The 15462-nt window shown below is 65.0% G+C and carries 14 protein-coding genes and 1 pseudogene; 5 read left to right on the top strand and 10 right to left on the bottom strand.

Annotation, left to right across the window (positions count from 1 at the left end):
* Nucleotides 1–108: 108 nt before the first annotated feature.
* Nucleotides 109–1599, bottom strand: a complete 1491-nt coding sequence (gene mctP / locus ACNJX8_RS14870) for a monocarboxylate uptake permease MctP (RefSeq protein ID WP_249756712.1) — start codon at nt 1597–1599, stop codon at nt 109–111.
* Nucleotides 1589–1765, bottom strand: a complete 177-nt coding sequence (locus tag ACNJX8_RS14865) for a DUF3311 domain-containing protein (RefSeq protein ID WP_128932772.1) — start codon at nt 1763–1765, stop codon at nt 1589–1591. The genes mctP and ACNJX8_RS14865 overlap by 11 nt, the downstream gene beginning before the upstream one ends.
* Nucleotides 1766–1964: 199 nt before the next feature.
* On the opposite strand from ACNJX8_RS14865, the gene ACNJX8_RS14860 reads away from it, so the two are divergent.
* Nucleotides 1965–2267 (top strand): hypothetical protein, encoded by a 303-nt coding sequence (locus tag ACNJX8_RS14860; protein WP_245471370.1) that lies wholly within the window; start codon nt 1965–1967, stop codon nt 2265–2267.
* On the top strand, nt 2264–2701 hold the full coding sequence (locus ACNJX8_RS14855) for a type II toxin-antitoxin system VapC family toxin (RefSeq protein WP_128932771.1): 438 nt from the start codon (nt 2264–2266) through the stop codon (nt 2699–2701). The genes ACNJX8_RS14860 and ACNJX8_RS14855 overlap by 4 nt, the downstream gene beginning before the upstream one ends.
* 363 nt (nt 2702–3064) lie before the next feature.
* Here the strand turns inward: ACNJX8_RS14855 and ACNJX8_RS14850 are convergent, their stop codons facing one another.
* The 3 genes from ACNJX8_RS14850 to ACNJX8_RS14840 are packed head-to-tail and all read right to left on the bottom strand — an operon-like array spanning nt 3065 to nt 5875.
* Nucleotides 3065–3940 (bottom strand): MlaD family protein, encoded by an 876-nt coding sequence (locus tag ACNJX8_RS14850; RefSeq protein WP_439361214.1) that lies wholly within the window; start codon nt 3938–3940, stop codon nt 3065–3067.
* A 28-nt stretch (nt 3941–3968) separates the two neighbouring features.
* Nucleotides 3969–4739 (bottom strand): ABC transporter ATP-binding protein, encoded by a 771-nt coding sequence (locus ACNJX8_RS14845; protein WP_162500203.1) that lies wholly within the window; start codon nt 4737–4739, stop codon nt 3969–3971.
* 2 nt (nt 4740–4741) lie between these two features.
* Complete coding sequence (locus ACNJX8_RS14840) at nt 4742–5875, bottom strand: MlaE family ABC transporter permease (protein ID WP_370989900.1); 1134 nt, start codon at nt 5873–5875, stop codon at nt 4742–4744.
* 143 nt (nt 5876–6018) lie between these two features.
* Here ACNJX8_RS14840 and dgcA point away from each other — a divergent pair, with 143 nt between their 5' ends.
* The gene (gene dgcA / locus ACNJX8_RS14835) at nt 6019–7014 is read left to right on the top strand and encodes an N-acetyl-D-Glu racemase DgcA (RefSeq protein WP_439361213.1); all 996 of its coding nucleotides are present in this window, start codon (nt 6019–6021) and stop codon (nt 7012–7014) included.
* Here dgcA and ACNJX8_RS14830 read toward each other — a convergent pair.
* Nucleotides 6984–8180 carry an MFS transporter gene (locus ACNJX8_RS14830; protein ID WP_439361212.1) on the bottom strand — a complete coding sequence of 399 codons (1197 nt, stop codon included), beginning with the start codon at nt 8178–8180 and terminating at the stop codon, nt 6984–6986. The two genes, dgcA and ACNJX8_RS14830, sit on opposite strands and share 31 nt — an antisense overlap.
* 75 nt (nt 8181–8255) lie before the next feature.
* Here ACNJX8_RS14830 and ACNJX8_RS14825 point away from each other — a divergent pair, with 75 nt between their 5' ends.
* The gene (locus ACNJX8_RS14825) at nt 8256–9635 is read left to right on the top strand and encodes a hypothetical protein (RefSeq protein WP_439361211.1); all 1380 of its coding nucleotides are present in this window, start codon (nt 8256–8258) and stop codon (nt 9633–9635) included.
* Nucleotides 9636–9757: 122 nt separating this feature from the next.
* Here ACNJX8_RS14825 and ACNJX8_RS14820 read toward each other — a convergent pair whose 3' ends face one another.
* Nucleotides 9758–10117, bottom strand: a complete 360-nt coding sequence (locus tag ACNJX8_RS14820) for a hypothetical protein (RefSeq protein ID WP_128937315.1) — start codon at nt 10115–10117, stop codon at nt 9758–9760.
* A 189-nt stretch (nt 10118–10306) separates the two neighbouring features.
* Between ACNJX8_RS14820 and ACNJX8_RS14815 the strand changes: the two genes are divergently transcribed.
* A complete protein-coding gene (locus tag ACNJX8_RS14815) occupies nt 10307–12109 on the top strand; it encodes a caspase family protein (protein WP_439361210.1) in 1803 nt (600 codons plus the stop codon).
* Between the two features lie 183 nt (nt 12110–12292).
* Here ACNJX8_RS14815 and ACNJX8_RS14810 read toward each other — a convergent pair whose 3' ends face one another.
* From ACNJX8_RS14810 to ACNJX8_RS14800, 3 genes and pseudogenes are all read right to left on the bottom strand, one after another.
* Entirely contained in the window at nt 12293–13276 is a 984-nt protein-coding gene (locus tag ACNJX8_RS14810) for a threonine/serine dehydratase (RefSeq protein ID WP_439361209.1), read from the bottom strand.
* A 62-nt stretch (nt 13277–13338) separates the two neighbouring features.
* A pseudogene (locus tag ACNJX8_RS14805) lies at nt 13339–14383 on the bottom strand (glycosyltransferase family 4 protein).
* A 13-nt stretch (nt 14384–14396) separates the two neighbouring features.
* Nucleotides 14397–15209, bottom strand: a complete 813-nt coding sequence (locus ACNJX8_RS14800; protein ID WP_091891998.1) for a UDP-2,3-diacylglucosamine diphosphatase — start codon at nt 15207–15209, stop codon at nt 14397–14399.
* Nucleotides 15210–15462 lie beyond the last annotated feature (253 nt).

The following is a 15462-nucleotide window of genomic DNA, read 5'->3' as shown; positions in this document are numbered from 1 at the left end:
GGGCCAGATCGCGGGCGGATACTATAGCGTTTTCAATCGCATGGAAGGCTATTCATTCCGGAAAAGGCCGGCGGCCGGAGCATCCCCGGCCGCCGCTGGCGGATCAAATCAGGCCGCCTCGCGGGACAGCCGCTCCTGCGGCGCGCGCTTGAGCACGAGGTTGACCACGACGGCAACCACGATGTTGAGCGCGAGCGCCAGGAGGCCGGTGTAGAGAGCAACCGGGCCCATGCCGAAATCGATGGTGTGGAGCGGCTTCAGCCCGTCCGACCAGGCGAGCCACGATCCGCCCGCAAGGCCGACGGCCCAGCCAGCCAGGAGCGCCGTGCTCGAGAACCAGTTCAGATAGAGGCCGAACACCAGCGCCGGCAGGGTCTGCAGGATCCAGAGGCCCCCGAGCAGCTGGAGGTCGAGCGCGAACTGCGTCGGCATCAAGAGGATGGCGAGCAGCGCGCCGACCTTCACCAGCATGGAGGTGATCTTGGCGACCTTCGCCTCACCCGCCGGCGTCACCTTCGGATCGACCCACACTTTCCAGAAGTTGCGGGTGAACAGATTGGCGGCGCCAATGCTCATGACCGCGGCCGGCACCAGCGCGCCGATCGCGATCGCGGCGAAGGCGAAGCCCGCGAACCAGCTCGGGAACAGGGTCTTGAACAGCTCAGGCACGACGTCGTTGTTGCTCGCGAGCTTGAGCCCCGCCGCATGGCCCATGTAGCCCAGCAGCGCGAGCAGGCCGAGCAGCAGCGTGTAGGCCGGAAGCAGCATCGCATTCTTGCGAATGGTGTTGCCACCCGAGGACGCGAAAATGCCGGTCAGCGTGTGCGGATACATGAAGGCCGCGAGCGCGGAGCCCAGCGCCAGCGAGGCATAAGGCACGATCTGTGCCGGCGACAGCAGGATCCCGCCCGAACCCTTGGCAGCGAATGCCGCATCCGCCGCGGTGAAGATCGCGCCGTAACCGCCAAGCTTGGACGGCACGATCGCGATCGCGGCGATCACCACGATGTAGATCATGATGTCCTTGACGAAGGCGATCAGCGCCGGTGCGCGCAGCCCCGACGAATAGGTGTAGAGCGCCAGCACCAGGAAGGCGAGAACGAGCGGTATCTCGCCGTGCAGGCCGAGCGCCTTGATGGCCACCTCCATGCCGATGAGCTGGAGCGCGATGTAGGGCATCGTCGCCAGCACGCCGGTGGCCGCGACCGCGAGCTCGAGCCCGCGCGATCCGTAGGCCCCGCGCACCACGTCGCCCGCCGTGACATAGCCGCGCTCCTTGGCGACCTTCCACAACACCGGCATCACCGCGAACACGAAGGGATAGACGATGATGGTGTAGGGAAGCGCGAAGAAGCCGTAGGCGCCGACCGCATAGACCAATGCAGGCACGGCGATCACGGTGTAGGCGGTGTAGAAGTCGCCGCCGACCAGAAACCAGGTGATCCAGGTGCCGAACTTGCGGCCGCCGAGGCCCCACTCGTCGAGATGGGCGAGCGTCTCCGGCTTGCGCCATCGCGAGGCGACGAAGCCCATGCCGGTGACGAGGATGAAGAGCGCAAGGAATACGGCGAACGCCGCGCTATCGACATTAGCCAGCACGACGCAACCTCCTGTAGACGATATAGGTGAGGAGCGAGGTCAGCGGCACCCAGGCGAGCTGGTACCAGTAGAAGAACGGAAAGCCGAACAGATGCGGCTCCCGGATATTGTAGAACGGCACGATCATCAGGCCGATGAACGGCAACAACAGCAACAGACGTATCACGCTCTCCTCCCCTATGAGTGAAGTCGACGCGCCTTTTCGTGGACGCGACTTGAGCGCGATATAACTGACAATGACGGCCAGCCCCTCCCCCTACGTTGGCTCGGCCAGACCCCCATACTTTCGTATCGGCGACTTCGGATCGCTTGCGTTCCGACCTATTTCAGGATATATTTCCAGAGATAAGAGCGCGAGAATTCCAGTGGCCGACACAGCGCAAAAGAGAGCACTGCGAAATTACCGGGCCAGGCTGACCAAGCGCGGCATGGCGCGGTTCGAGGTGCTCGGGCTCGATACCGACCGCGAATTGATCCGCTCAATCGCCAAGCAGCTTGCCGAGGATGGGACCGAGGCCGAACGAATCCGATCTACATTGCGTCAAACGATGACAGCGGAACCCGCCAAGAAGGGCGGCATCCTTGCCGCGCTGCGACGCTCACCGCTCGTCGGGACAGACCTCGATGTCACGCGCGCGCGCGTAACGGGTCGCAAGGTTGACCTGTGACACGGTACCTCCTCGACACCAACATCATCAGCCATGTCACGAAACCGAGTCCGTCGCCGGTACTCCTGGCGTGGCTGGCAGACCAGAACGATGACGATCTGTTCGTCTCTTCCCTGACGATCGGAGAAATCCTGCGAGGCATCCTGGAAAAGCCGGCGGGACGAAAGCGAAATGCACTTGAAACCTGGTTCGCCGGACCTGAAGGACCACCATTGCTTTTCGCAGGTCGCGTGCTGGCTTTCGACGAGCAAGCAAGCCTGATCTGGGCGCGCCTCATGGCGCGTGGCACCGCCACCGGCAGGCCGCGGAGTGCGCTCGATATGATTATCGCCGCCGTGGCCGAGGCCAATGACTGCGTTGTTGCGACGGACAACGAAAAGGACTTCGCAGGATTTAAATTCGTCAATCCGCTGCGCAATCGCGAGGCGCGCTAGCCGCTGTCCGCACGATGCCTGGCTAGAGTCGTTGCAAGTATTGGAAAGACCCGGCTCCCAACCTCGTCAACAATCCTGTTCGATCGCGCTTCGCCTACTCGGCGCCTACAAAGATGGGTACATCGAGATTACGTATCCGACGGTGTACGCCTACTCACTCCAGGAGCTCTCGCCAGATGCGCCATCGCACGGTGATTGGCGCTACGACGAGTTTCGTATCTCGGATCGCGGTCAGTTGATTCACGAGATTGAGTGGGCCTACCGCGCCCAATGCAAAGCGTTCGTATGGGTGATCGAAGCCGATGATATCGACTTCCGATGGATACCGATGCAGGGGGCCAACGGAAACTAGGAGGTCGGAACCTACTGCCTGCGGCGCTCGTTCGACGCCGCCGGCTTCGGCGGCTCGGGCGGCGGGGCTGCTTGCGATGAGTTGCTGGCGCCGAACAGGACGCGGGTCGGGTTGCGGTCGAAATTGTTCACGGCGCGGCTGATGTCGCCGAGGGTGCGGCGGCCGTCGCTCATCAGCGCGCCGGAGCGCTTGTCGAAGTCCTCGGCCAGTTCGCGGATCGACTTGACTGCCTGGAACAGCTCGCCGCCGTCCTTGCCGCCGGCGAGCGTGTTGAGGCCGAGCATGAGACTGTCGGCCTTGAGCATGACACCGTCGACCTTGGCCATCATGCCGTCGATCTTCTCGGAGTTGCGGGCGAGCGAGTTGGTGAAGGTCTCCAGATTCTTCAGCGAGTTCTTCACCGATTCCTGATTGTCGGCGACGATCTTGTTGATGTTCTGCAGCGTGCCGCGGATCGCCTCGGTGACGTCCTGGAGCTTGTTGGGGTCCGCCGTCAGCGTCGGGATGCCATCCTGGTCGAGCGGCGGTGCGGCCGCGGCCTCGTCGCCGCCCTTGAGCGAGATTGCGGCGACCCCCGTGAGGCCCTGGAATTCGAGGCCGACTAGCGTGTCCTTGCGGATCGGGGCGTTGTTCTCGATCATGGCGAGTGCGACAACCCGCCGCGGGTTGTCCAGCTTCACCGAGACCACCTCACCCACCCTGATACCGTTGAAGTTGACGCTGCCGCCGTTGCGCAGGCCCGCCGCCGGGCCCTCGAACACGACGCGTAGGGGGGTGCGCTGCTTGGTGGTGTGCAGCGATTGAAACCACAGCACGAAGCCTAGCGCGGCGGCGATCACCGCCAGTGTGAACGACCCGATCAATACGTAATTCGCCCGCGTTTCCATCAGGTGCTCCGGCTAATCAACCCAGCTCTTAACCCATGACCGCGCGGGCGCGCTTGCCATGGAAATACTGCCTCAGCCAGGGATGCTGCGAGGCCTGCATGTCGGCGATCGACCCTGCCGCAATGATCTTACCGTTCCCTAAAACGGCGATACGGTCACATGCTGTGTAAAGGCTGTCGAGGTCGTGGGTTACCATGAAAACGGTCAGCCCCAAAGTGCGCTGGAGCGTCCGGACCAGCTCGTCGAAATCGCCGGCGCCGATCGGGTCGAGACCCGAGGTCGGCTCGTCCAGGAAGACGAGATCCGGATCGAGCGACAGTGCGCGGGCGAGCGCCACGCGCTTGATCATGCCGCCGGAGAGCTCGGACGGGAAGCGCTCGGCAACTTCCGGCTTGAGACCGACCATGGTCAGCTTGGCCATGGTGATCTCGTCCATCAGTCGCTGCGAGACGCGAAGATATTCGCGCATCGGAAACTGGATGTTCTGCCTCACGGTCAGCGAGGAGAACAACGCGCCCTGCTGAAACAGCACGCCCCAGCGCCGCTCCACATTTCGCCGCTGCGACGTGCTGGAGGAATCGAGGTCGACGCCGAACACTTCGATGGAGCCTGCGACCTTCGGCACGAGGCCGATGATGGTGCGCGTCAGCACCGATTTGCCGGCGCCGGATGGGCCGACAAAGCCGAGGATCTCGCCGCGCTTGACGTCGAGGTTGAGCCCGTCGAGCACGCGCGTCGCGCCGAACTGCACGGTGATGTCGCGGACGCGGATGATGGGATTTTGGATCTCGCCTGCCATCGTCACATCCCGATCGAGGCGAAGAAGATGGCGAACACGCCGTCCATCACGATGACGAAGAAGATGCCCTTCACCACCGACGCCGTGGTGTGCTGTCCCAGCGATTCCGCGCTGCCCTGCACGGCGAGTCCTTCAACGCAGGCGACGATGCCGATCACGGCGGCCATCACCGGCGCCTTGACAATGCCGACGATGAAATGATCGATCGAGATGGCGTCGCGCAGCCGCAACAGGAAGGCCTCCGGCTCGACGCCGCCATAAAGCCAGGCGACGAGACCGCCGCCATAGAGCGCGGCCATCGCGCCGAGGAAAGCGAGGATCGGCAGCGCAATCACGAGCGCCATCATGCGCGGAAGCACCAGGACCTCGATCGGGTCGAATCCCATGGTGCGCAGCGCGTCGATCTCCTCGCGCATCTTCATCGAGCCGAGCTCGGCGGTGTAGGCGCTGCCCGAACGGCCCGCCACCATGATCGCGACCAAGAGCACACCGATCTCGCGCAGCACCAGCACGCCGAGCATGTCGACAACGAAGATATCGGCGCCGAACCTGCGAAAATGAAAGATGCCCTGCTGCGCGATGATGCAGCCGATCAGGAAGGTGATCAGCACGATGATCGGCACTGCGCGCCAGCAGACCTGCTCCATGTGGTGCACGGTCGAGGTCAGGCGGAGCGAGCGCGGATGGATCAAGACGCGAAAGCCTGCCGCGAGCACCGCGCCGAGCATGTCGACGAGGCCCGCCACGGTGCCGGCAACGCCGGCCACGGTCCGGCCGATCTGCTCCAGCATGCCGGTGATGGTGATCGGGCTGCTGTCGATCACGGGGGTCGCCCGCACCCGCCGCACCTCGTCGACGAGGCTGGAATAATTGGCGGAGAGCCCGGCGATCTGCGCCTCGACGGCGCCTTGCGTCAGGCTGCGGCGCAGCCGCTCGATCAGCCAGGCGCCGAAGGTGTCGAGCTTGGCGACCTCGGAGACGTCGATGAAGATGCTTTGGGGGCCGCCGGCGAGCTTCTCGGCGTCCGCCACCATCCGCTCCAGGACCGGCGCGAAGCTCGCGGTCCAGGTTCCGGTGGCGCAGAGTGCCAGCGCATTGCCCTTGGCAATCCGCTCCAGCTTCGGATCGCCACTCAAGATGTCCGCTCCCGTGCCGAGGCGCAGGAAACGGATAGAATCGGATGGTTGCGCACGCGCCCTTACCTAGAGAAGGTATCCCCAACTGCCCATTGTTAGTTGCTACAGGTAACTAGCAGGTTCAGATTTCGCCAGAGTTCAAAATGACTTCCATGAAATTTGCCTCCCTGGCGGCGCGAATCGAGCGCTTCCCCATCGCCGGCAGCTTTACCATCAGCCGGGGAGCCAAGACCGAGGCCGTGACGGTCGTGGCGGAGATCAGCCAGGCCGGCCTGACCGGCCGCGGCGAGTGCGTGCCCTATCCTCGCTATGGCGAGACGCCAGAGGCGACGCTGGCCGCCATCGAGGCCATGCAGGACGCGGTGGCCGGTGGGCTGACCCGACAGGCCCTCCAGGCCGCCATGCCGCCCGGTGCGGCCCGTAACGCGCTGGATTGCGCCCTGATCGACCTCGAGGCCAAGGCTGGTGGCCTGCGGGCCTGGAACCTGCTGAGCCGCCCGACGCCCCGCGAACGCACCACCGCCTACACCATCTCGCTGGGCACACCCGAGGCCATGGCCGCGGCAACCGCCAAGGCCGCACACCGTCCGCTGCTCAAGGTCAAGCTCGGCGGCGAAGGCGATGGGATGCGGATCGCGGCGGTGCGCAAGGCCGCTCCCAACTCCGAGCTGATCGTCGATGCCAACGAGGCCTGGACCGAGGCCAATCTGGAGCACAATCTTGCCGCCTGCGCCGCCGCCGGCGTCACCCTGGTGGAGCAGCCGCTGCCATCAGGCAAGGACGAGGCGCTGGCGCGGATCAAGCGGCCGCTCGCGGTCTGCGCCGACGAGAGCGTGCACGACCGCTCGTCGCTCGCGCCGCTGCGCGCACGCTACGACGCCGTGAACATCAAGCTCGACAAGACCGGCGGCCTCACCGAGGCGCTGGCCATGGCCGATGCCGCGCAGGCGCTCGGCTTCGAGATCATGATCGGCTGCATGGTCGCGACCTCGCTGTCGATGGCGCCTGCGATGCTGGTGACGCCGCAGGCGCGCTTCGTCGATCTCGACGGCCCGCTGCTGCTGGCGCGCGATCGCGATCACGGCCTGCGTTACGACGAAAGCCTGGTCTATCCGCCGGACGCCTCGCTGTGGGGATGAGCCTGGAGCTGATGCCGCGCTGACCAGATCACGAGCGCACCGGCAGCGGCCATCGCCGCCATGACGTAGTGCAGGCCGTCGCCGATGAGGGCGTAGATCGCGCCTGACGCGATCGAGGTCGTTGCGCCCAATAGACCGTTGCACGCGGCGTAGTAGCCCTGCCCCCGCGCGATCTGATGCGGCGGTACGCGCTGCACCAGGAGATTCATGGTGCCGACGATGGTCATGCCGAAGCTGAGACCATGGCCGAGCTGCACGATCGCGAGCAGCGCCAGCGGCGGCTCGTTGGCGGTGACGATCCAGCGCACCACGGCGCTTAGCCCCCCGATCGCCATCATCGTGGACGGATGCAGCGAGAAGCGCGGCGACAGCGCGAACACGACGATCTCGGCGATCACGCCCAGCGTCCACAGCCCCGCGATCGTCAGCCCACTGATGCCATGGAGCTGCCAGTTGATGGCCGAGAAGGTGTAATAGGCGACGTGGCTGCCCTGGATCAGCGCCGCCGAGGCGATGATGGCCCAGAAGCCGGCATCGCGCAGCAGCGCCTTGCCGGCATGCGTCTCGGTGGTCTTGCGCCTGACATCGTCGAGCGGCTGAAGCAGCAGACTGGCGAGAACCGCAACGACGGCCCATGCGACGATAACCCAGATCAGGTCGCGTGGCGCGATGCTGTCGACGAGATAGCCGCAGGCGAGCGAGCCGGCGGCAAACGCCGCCGAGCCCCACAGCCGCAACGGCCCGTAATCGAGCCCATAGCGGGCAACGCCGCGCAGCGCATAGGCATCGGTCAGCGGCGTCGTCGGCGTCCACATCACGCAGGTCAGCGCATAAACCAGGAACAGCGCCAGCGGCTGCTGCTGCAAGCCGACCGCGGTAAAGCCGATCGCCGTCGCCAGCACCGACACCATCATGGCGGTGCGAATGGCCTGTCGCTTTTCGGCAAAGGCGGTCACTTGCGGCAGCGTGGTGAAGCGCGTGATCGCCGGCAGCGCGTTGATGAGCCCGATCCAGGCCGCGTCGATGCCGATCGCCTTCAGCCAAACCGGGAAGAACGGCAGATGCGTGCCCGCGACCGCGAACACAGCCGAATAGAACAGGGCAAGACCCACGGCGAATCGCCGCTTCTTCGCTGCCGCGATGGGGATTTGTGATTCGGACTGCATCAAACCAATTGCGATTCGGTCGATATCGTGGTGATCGTTACAGTAACGCGCGGTGATTTGCGCGACGAGTTTGTCATGGCCAACGAAGCATTCGCCCTCTCGCCCATGTCTGCCCGCGCGGCCGAGCCGAACGAGCAGGATTACGACGCGATCCGCGAAGCCTTCATGGAGACCGCGCGCGGCCGCTGGTTCCTCGGCGAATACGCCAAGCGCAACCGCAACGCCGACACGCGCATGGTGCTCGATGCGGTCGCGAAGATCGAAGAAACCCTTGCAGCACAGCGACAACCCGTCGTCGAGGACCGCCTGCCCGAGGCGCTGATCGAGATCCGACGCGCCATCCGCGAGGCCGAGACGATCGCAATCGCGGCGTTCGATCCCGCGGCGATCGAGGCGAGCCTCGCGCCGATTCCGCGCGGGGTGCGCATCATCAAGGAGATCTCCTGGCGCTGGCGCGAGATCGGCGCCGACGGGCGAATCTGCGACCTCATTGATTCGCAGCTCGCTTCGATCGAGGCGGCCTGCGGACAGATTTCGACCATCGACCCCCGTGTCGAGCTCAAGGCGGCCTTCGATCTACTGAAGGATCGGGTCGAGCAGCTTGACGGCGGCGCAACGCCGCAGGCCGCGCCGGCTCCCAGGCAGGAGGCACCGTCATCCGCGGCAGAAGCGCCGCATTCGGAGGTCGCGCTTGGCGCGACGGCGAGCGAAGCCCCCGTGGCTTTTACGGAGACGTCGCAGGACATCGCCGCCGCTCCCGAGGTTGAAGCAGCTGGCATCACTGATACTTCCGCCGTTGCCGAGCAGGCAATCGCGCCCGAGATCGTCGCCGAAAGTCAGGCAGCAGTTGAAGAAGCTGCACTTGAAGAAGCGGCGCATGAAGACGTCGCTTTTGAAGAGCCCGCCGCCCTCGTGGAGGCGAGCGACGAGTTCGCACGCGACGCCGCCGCGGAAGCCGAAGACGAAGCCATCCTCGAGGCCATCGCGCTAGAGATGGCCGCGCCCGATCCGGAGTTCGACGAGATCATCGAGCCGGTGGAGATGGAAGCGGTCGCTCCGGAGCCGACGGCTGCGGAGGTCGCAGCTCCCCTTGCAGCGGAGCCGCCGGAGCCGATCGCGCCAGAGCCGGTCGTCGCAGCGGTCGCGGAAGAGCCCGCCGCGGACGCGCCGATCGCGATGGACTCGCTCGCGCGCCTCACCGACGCCATTGCGGAAGCCGCTGCCGAAGTGATGGAGCAGCCGGCCCCGGCCATGGCGACCACGGCAACATTCGCCGCGGCACCGAGCGCGACGCTGCCGATGCCCTCGCCCTTATCCACGTCCTTGCCCGAGCCCTCGCTCGGCGCCACCATCCTCGCCAGCGGCATTCTGCAAAAGTCTCGCGCCGCCGCCAACGACCCGCTCGCGCCGATCCGCCGCATGACCCAGGCCGAGAAGATCGCGTTCTTCTCGTGAGAGAGCGCGCGCTCTCGCCACATCGTCATTGCGAGCGAAGCGAATCAATCCGGAATCCCTCCGCGGTAAAAGTCTGGATTGCTTCGCTACGCTCACAATGACGGGCTAGCCGCGCCCCCTCGTCACCCGCAATTCCAGACCGGCCCGATCGGCGTCCGCGTCCAGCATGGACCGAAACTGCCGCCATTGTAGCGGCCGCCGCCGAAGCCGGGGCGGCCGAAATAGTGCCACTCGCCATCCCAACGGTAATACTGAGGGACCGGATCGATGTACCAGTGGCGCCGGTCGGCGCGCGACAGGCGACGCATCGCGTCCTTCTGCTTGTAGAGCGGAATGCTGTTGCTGAGCGGCTGGCGATAGCCTGGCAGGAAGCCGTAGCCGCGCCAGACCGGCTTGGGACGCTTCTGGACGGGCTCGGCGGGCGCGACTGCGGGCAGCAGAGACAGGATGACAGCAACGAATAGACACATAAGGCGCGACATGAATCGACAATAGTCGATCGACTGCGCGGAGGCCATCCTCCCATTCGATCCCCAACCATAGCGGGTTCTAAGCGTGATTCAGATCACGCAACTTACCATCGTGATAGGGATCACGGACGCCGGACTTGAACGCGCCCAGGCTTGCTCGCAACCAATCTCGCATCGAGATGAGTGGCAAAGGAGCACGCCATGTTCCGCCTAAAGCCTTTCCTGATGACGGCTAGCCTCTTGGGAAGCCTGTTCGGCTTCACCTGCGGGCCCGTTTCCGCGCAAGTCGCCCCGGCCCAGCCGGCTCCCACCGCGCTGCAAGGCCCGGAGCAGCGGGTGGCGCTGGTGATCGGCAATGCGAACTACCAGAACGCGCCGCAACTTGCGAACCCCGACGATGACGCGCAATCGATGGCGCAATTCCTGAACTCGGCAGGCTTCGAGGTGGTCGCCGCGACTGACCTGACCCAGAACGACATGCTGCGCGTGGTGCAGGACTTTTCCGCCAAGGTCGCTTCGCGCGGTCCGAACACGGTGGCCATGGTCTATTACGCCGGTCACGGCGTGCAGCTCGCCGGCGAGAATTATCTCGTACCCGTCGACGCCAAGGTGTCGAGCCCGACCGAGCTGGTCAACAACTCGGTGCGCCTGGTCGATGTGATGTCGACGCTGGAGACGATCCCGAGCCGCATGCGCATCGTCATCCTCGATGCCTGCCGCAACAACCCGTTCCCCCAAGTCAACGACGCCGGCCGCGGCCTAGCCATCGTCGATGCGCCGAACGGCTCGATCGTCGGCTACTCGACCGCGCCGGGCGCCGAAGCGCTCGACGGCACCAGCGGCCACAGCCCCTACACGCAAGCCTTCCTCAACGTCGCACGCGAGCCCAATGTGCCGATCGAGCAGCTGTTCAAGCGCGTACGCCTGCAGGTGAACCAGACCACCAGCGGTGCGCAGATTCCGTGGGAGAGCTCGTCGTTGACGAGCGACTTCACCTTCTTCGGCGACACCGCCGTTGCCGCCAACCGCGCGCCGGTGAAAGCGCCGGTGGTGCAGATGGCCTCCAACCTGCCGAGCCGCTCGACCCGCCAGGCCTATGATTACGTCGTGTCCGAGGGACGGCCGGAATATTATCAGGAGTTCATCCAGATGTACCCGCACGATCCGCTGTGCGACCACATCCGCTGGCTGCTCAACAATCTCCTGGTCTCGCAGGCCTGGCACAAGGCCGTGCTCGCGAACTCGCCGCTCGGCTACAAGAGCTTCTATGACAGCTACAGCAACAGCCCCTATGCGCAAGTCGCGCTGAAACTGCAGGCGCAGCCGAAGCAGATCCCGTTGATGCAAGCGACCAAGTTCCTGGCGCCACAGAACATCGCCCCGACGCTGAAGATCGGCAATCTCGGCCAGCCCAAATACATGCCGCTGATGCAGCAGGGCAATGGCGGCGCGCAAGTGAACGGCAATCTGCCGGTCGTGCAGAAGCCGATCGACGGCAACGTCATCGGCAAGCTCGGCAATGGTGGCCAGATCATCAACCTGTCCTCAGGCAACAACCAGCCGAACGGCACGCCGTCGCAGACCCCGGGCAAGATCGTCACCCTGCCCGCGCCGACCAACACGAGCAACAACACTGGCGGCACCGGCAAGATCGTGACGCTGCCGGTGACCAACACCAAGCCGAATGCCGGCAACGCCAACGGCAAGCCGGGCAAGATCGTGAGCATGCCGGTGAATGTCGGCAAGGATGGCTCGAATGTCGATGTGAAGCCCGTTCAGACCCAGAACCAGCCGATCCGCATCAACAACGGCAACACCGGTATCGTGAAGCTCAACAACAATCCGGTGAACAAGGTGCAGGTGCAGAATAACGTGCAGACCAATCGTCCGCAGCTCAACACGATGCCGAACCGCATGGTCAACAGCAGCAACAACTTCCGGCAGTCGATGAACCAGGCGCCGAGCACGGGCGGCGGCAACAATCGCCGGAGCTTCATGCACTGATCGCGCAAGAAGCGCACACGACAAGGGGGCGGAGCGGCAACGCTCTGCCCCTTTCTTCATGTCAGCTCTGAACATTGTCATTCCGAGATGCGCCGAGAGGCGCAGGCCCGGAATCCATCGTGCAGCAGGGTCGGTGGGGAAATGGATTCCGGGTTCGCGCTCGCGCGCGCCCCGGAATGACGCCTAAGCCACCAGCTCGGCGAACAACTCCGCATCGACATTGCCGCCGGAGAGCACGATGACGACGTTCTTGCCGACGACGTCGAGACGTCCCGCGAGCAGCGCGGCAAGGCCGACGGCGCCGCCCGGCTCCACTACGAGCTTCAGCTCGCGATAGGCGAACGCCACGGCCGCACCGACTTCGGCATCCGATGCGGTGACGCCGCGCGCAAGCAGCTTGCTGTTGATCGCAAAGGTCATCTCGCCGGGCATCAGGGCCATCAGCGCATCGCAGATGGTGCGGCCCGCCGGCGGATGCGGCTCACGATGGCCGGCGGTCAGCGAAATGCCGTGATCGTCGAACGCCTCGGGCTCGGCGACCACGATCTCGGCTAGCGGATAGCGCGCTTTCACCGCCGTGGCGACGCCCGCGATCAGACCGCCGCCGGAGGCCGGCGCCACCACGATATCGGGGGCAAGGCCGAGGCCCGCCATGTCCTCGGCGATCTCGCGGCCGGCGGTGCCCTGCCCCGCAATCACGAAGGGATCGTCATACGGCTTGACCAGCGTCGCGCCGCGCTTCTCGGCGACGCCGCGCGAGATCGCCTCGCGGTCGTCGCGATCGCGATCGTACAGCACGACCTCTGCGCCGTAGGATTTGGTGCGCTCGCGCTTGGACAGCGGCGCATCCGCCGGCATCACGATCGTCGCCTGCATGTCGAGGATTTTTGCCGCGGCCGCCACGCCCTGGGCGTGGTTGCCCGAGGAGAACGCGACGACGCCGCCGGCGCGCTTGTCCTGCGGAATCGAGAACACTTTGTTGAAGGCGCCGCGGAACTTGAAGGAGCCGGTGCGCTGGAGCATTTCCGGCTTCAGGAAGACCTTTGCGCCGACGCGCTCGTTGAGCACGGGAAAAGACAACAGCGGGGTGCGGATGGCGTAAGGCGCGATCACGCGCGCTGCGGCGTCGATGTCGGCGGGGCCGACCGGAAGGAGCTGTTCGGTCATGGCCGACTTTATCGCGGCCGACGAGCCGCGGGCAAGACACCTCCCCGCGAGGATTTTCCCCGTCAGGCGACGAAGCGTGGCTGTTCCGCCCTGTTCCGGCCGGGCAGTACCGCGCCGCCCGCCTCGATGCTAGCCACGAAAGCCCTGGCCGAAGCCTCCCAGGTGTAATTGGCGGCGAACGCGACGCAGTCCTGCCGGGAGATGTCGAGCGCGGCGAAACAGGCGCTGCGCAGATCGTGATCGAGAACGCCGACCGGCGCATTGCCGATCACGTCGCGGGGACCCTTCACCGGGAAGGCCGCCACCGGCAGGCCGCTCGCGAGCGCTTCCAGTAGGACCAGGCCGAACGTGTCGGTCTTGCTCGGGAACACGAAGACGTCGGCCGCAGCATAGATTTCCGCCAGCGCCTCGCCGTGCTTCTCGCCAAGGAAGATCGCATCGGGATAGGCCTCTTCGAGCGAGGCGCGCGCCGGACCGTGACCGGACGATCACCTTGGTACCGGGCAGATCGAGATCGAGAAAGGCCTTGAGATTCTTCTCCACCGCAACCCGGCCGACCGACAGGAACACCGGCGCCGGCAGACAGAGGTCGATCGCGCGCGGGTGGAACAAATCGGTGTCGACGCCGCGCGGCCACAGCACGACATTGTCGAAGCCGCGATCGCCGAGCTCGCGGGCGAGCGCAGGCGTTGCCGCCATCACGGCACGGCTGGGCGCATGGAAGCGGCGCAGCGCGCGCCAGATCAGCGAGCCCGGCACCGGCACGCGGGCACGGACATATTCGGGAAAGCGGGTGTGGAAGCTGGTCGTGAACGGCAGCTTACGCTGGCGGCAATAGCGGCGGACCATCAGGCCGATCGGCCCCTCCGTCGCAATGTGGATGCTGTCCGGGCGCGCCTCCTCGATCAGCTTTGCAATTCGCGCCGGACGCGGCATCGCGAGGCGCACGTCGCGATAGCTCGGCATCGCGAAGGTGCGGAACGATTGCGGCGTCAGGAACGTGAACGCGACGCCGAGCCCCTCGGCGGCGTCAGCAAGCTTGGTCAGCGTCCGAACCACACCGTTGACTTGCGGGTGCCAGGCGTCGGTCGCGACCAGGATGCGCATCAGGCAGCTCTCATCAGGCAGCTCTTGCAGCGACCTGCGGGACTTGTGCGGGCTTCTGCAAATGATCCGCCCAGGTGATGATCTCGAAATGGCCGTCGTCGTGCTCGACGAGGGCCGTGCAGCTCTCGACCCAGTCGCCGCAATTCATGTAACGGATGCCGGCCTCGTCGCGGATCACGGCATAGTGTATGTGGCCGCAGATCACGCCGTCGGCCTCATGGCGCCGCGCCTCGGCGGCGAGCGCCTGCTCGAACGCGCCGATATAGTTCACGGCATTCTTGACCTTCTGCTTGGCCCATTGCGACAGCGACCAATAGGGCACGCCGAAAAGGCGGCGGAAGAAATTGACCAAGCGATTCATCTGGATCGCGAAGTCGTAGGCCTTGTCGCCGAGATGGGCGAGCCAGCGCGCGTTCTGCACCACGAGGTCGAAGATGTCGCCGTGGATGACGAGATAGCGCTTGCCGTCCACGCCGGTATGGACGGTGTTCTCGACCACATCGATGCCGCCGAAATGCGTGCCGTAATAATTGCGCAGGAACTCGTCGTGATTGCCGGGAATGTAGATGATTTTGGCGCCCTTGCGCGCCTTGCGCAGCAGCTTCTGGACCAGGTCGTTGTGCGATTGCGGCCAGTGCCAGCTCGATTTCAGCGCCCAGCCGTCGACGATGTCGCCGACGAGATAGATGGTGTCGGCATCGTGGTAGCGCAGAAAGTCGAGCAGAAGGTCGGCTTGAGAACCGCGGGCTCCGAGATGGACGTCGGAGATGAACAACGTGCGAAAGCGCCGCTCCGGGCTTTCATCACTCACATCGTAGCTTCCCATGCGCCAGCCTGTAACAATGTCCCGTGACAGGGGGATGACCGATTGAACCTTCGAGGCACCTTCAAATACGAATCACGCCTTGCCTCGCCCTCCCCGCGAATATCAGTCGCATGCGACAATCAGGCGACATGGCGCCGCAGCGCCCCCCCGCAAGACCAGATTGCCGCTGGAACCCACGAGGCAAGTGCGCTCCCTCTCCCGCTTGCGGGAGAGGGTTGGGGTGAGGGTGCCTCCTCAAGCGATGACCCCGAGT

Source organism: Bradyrhizobium sp. SPXBL-04, assembly GCF_051853035.1.
GTDB lineage: Bacteria > Pseudomonadota > Alphaproteobacteria > Rhizobiales > Xanthobacteraceae > Bradyrhizobium > Bradyrhizobium zhanjiangense.
Note: the sequence above shows the minus strand (reverse complement) of the source record. Positions and strands in the feature narration are given on the sequence as shown.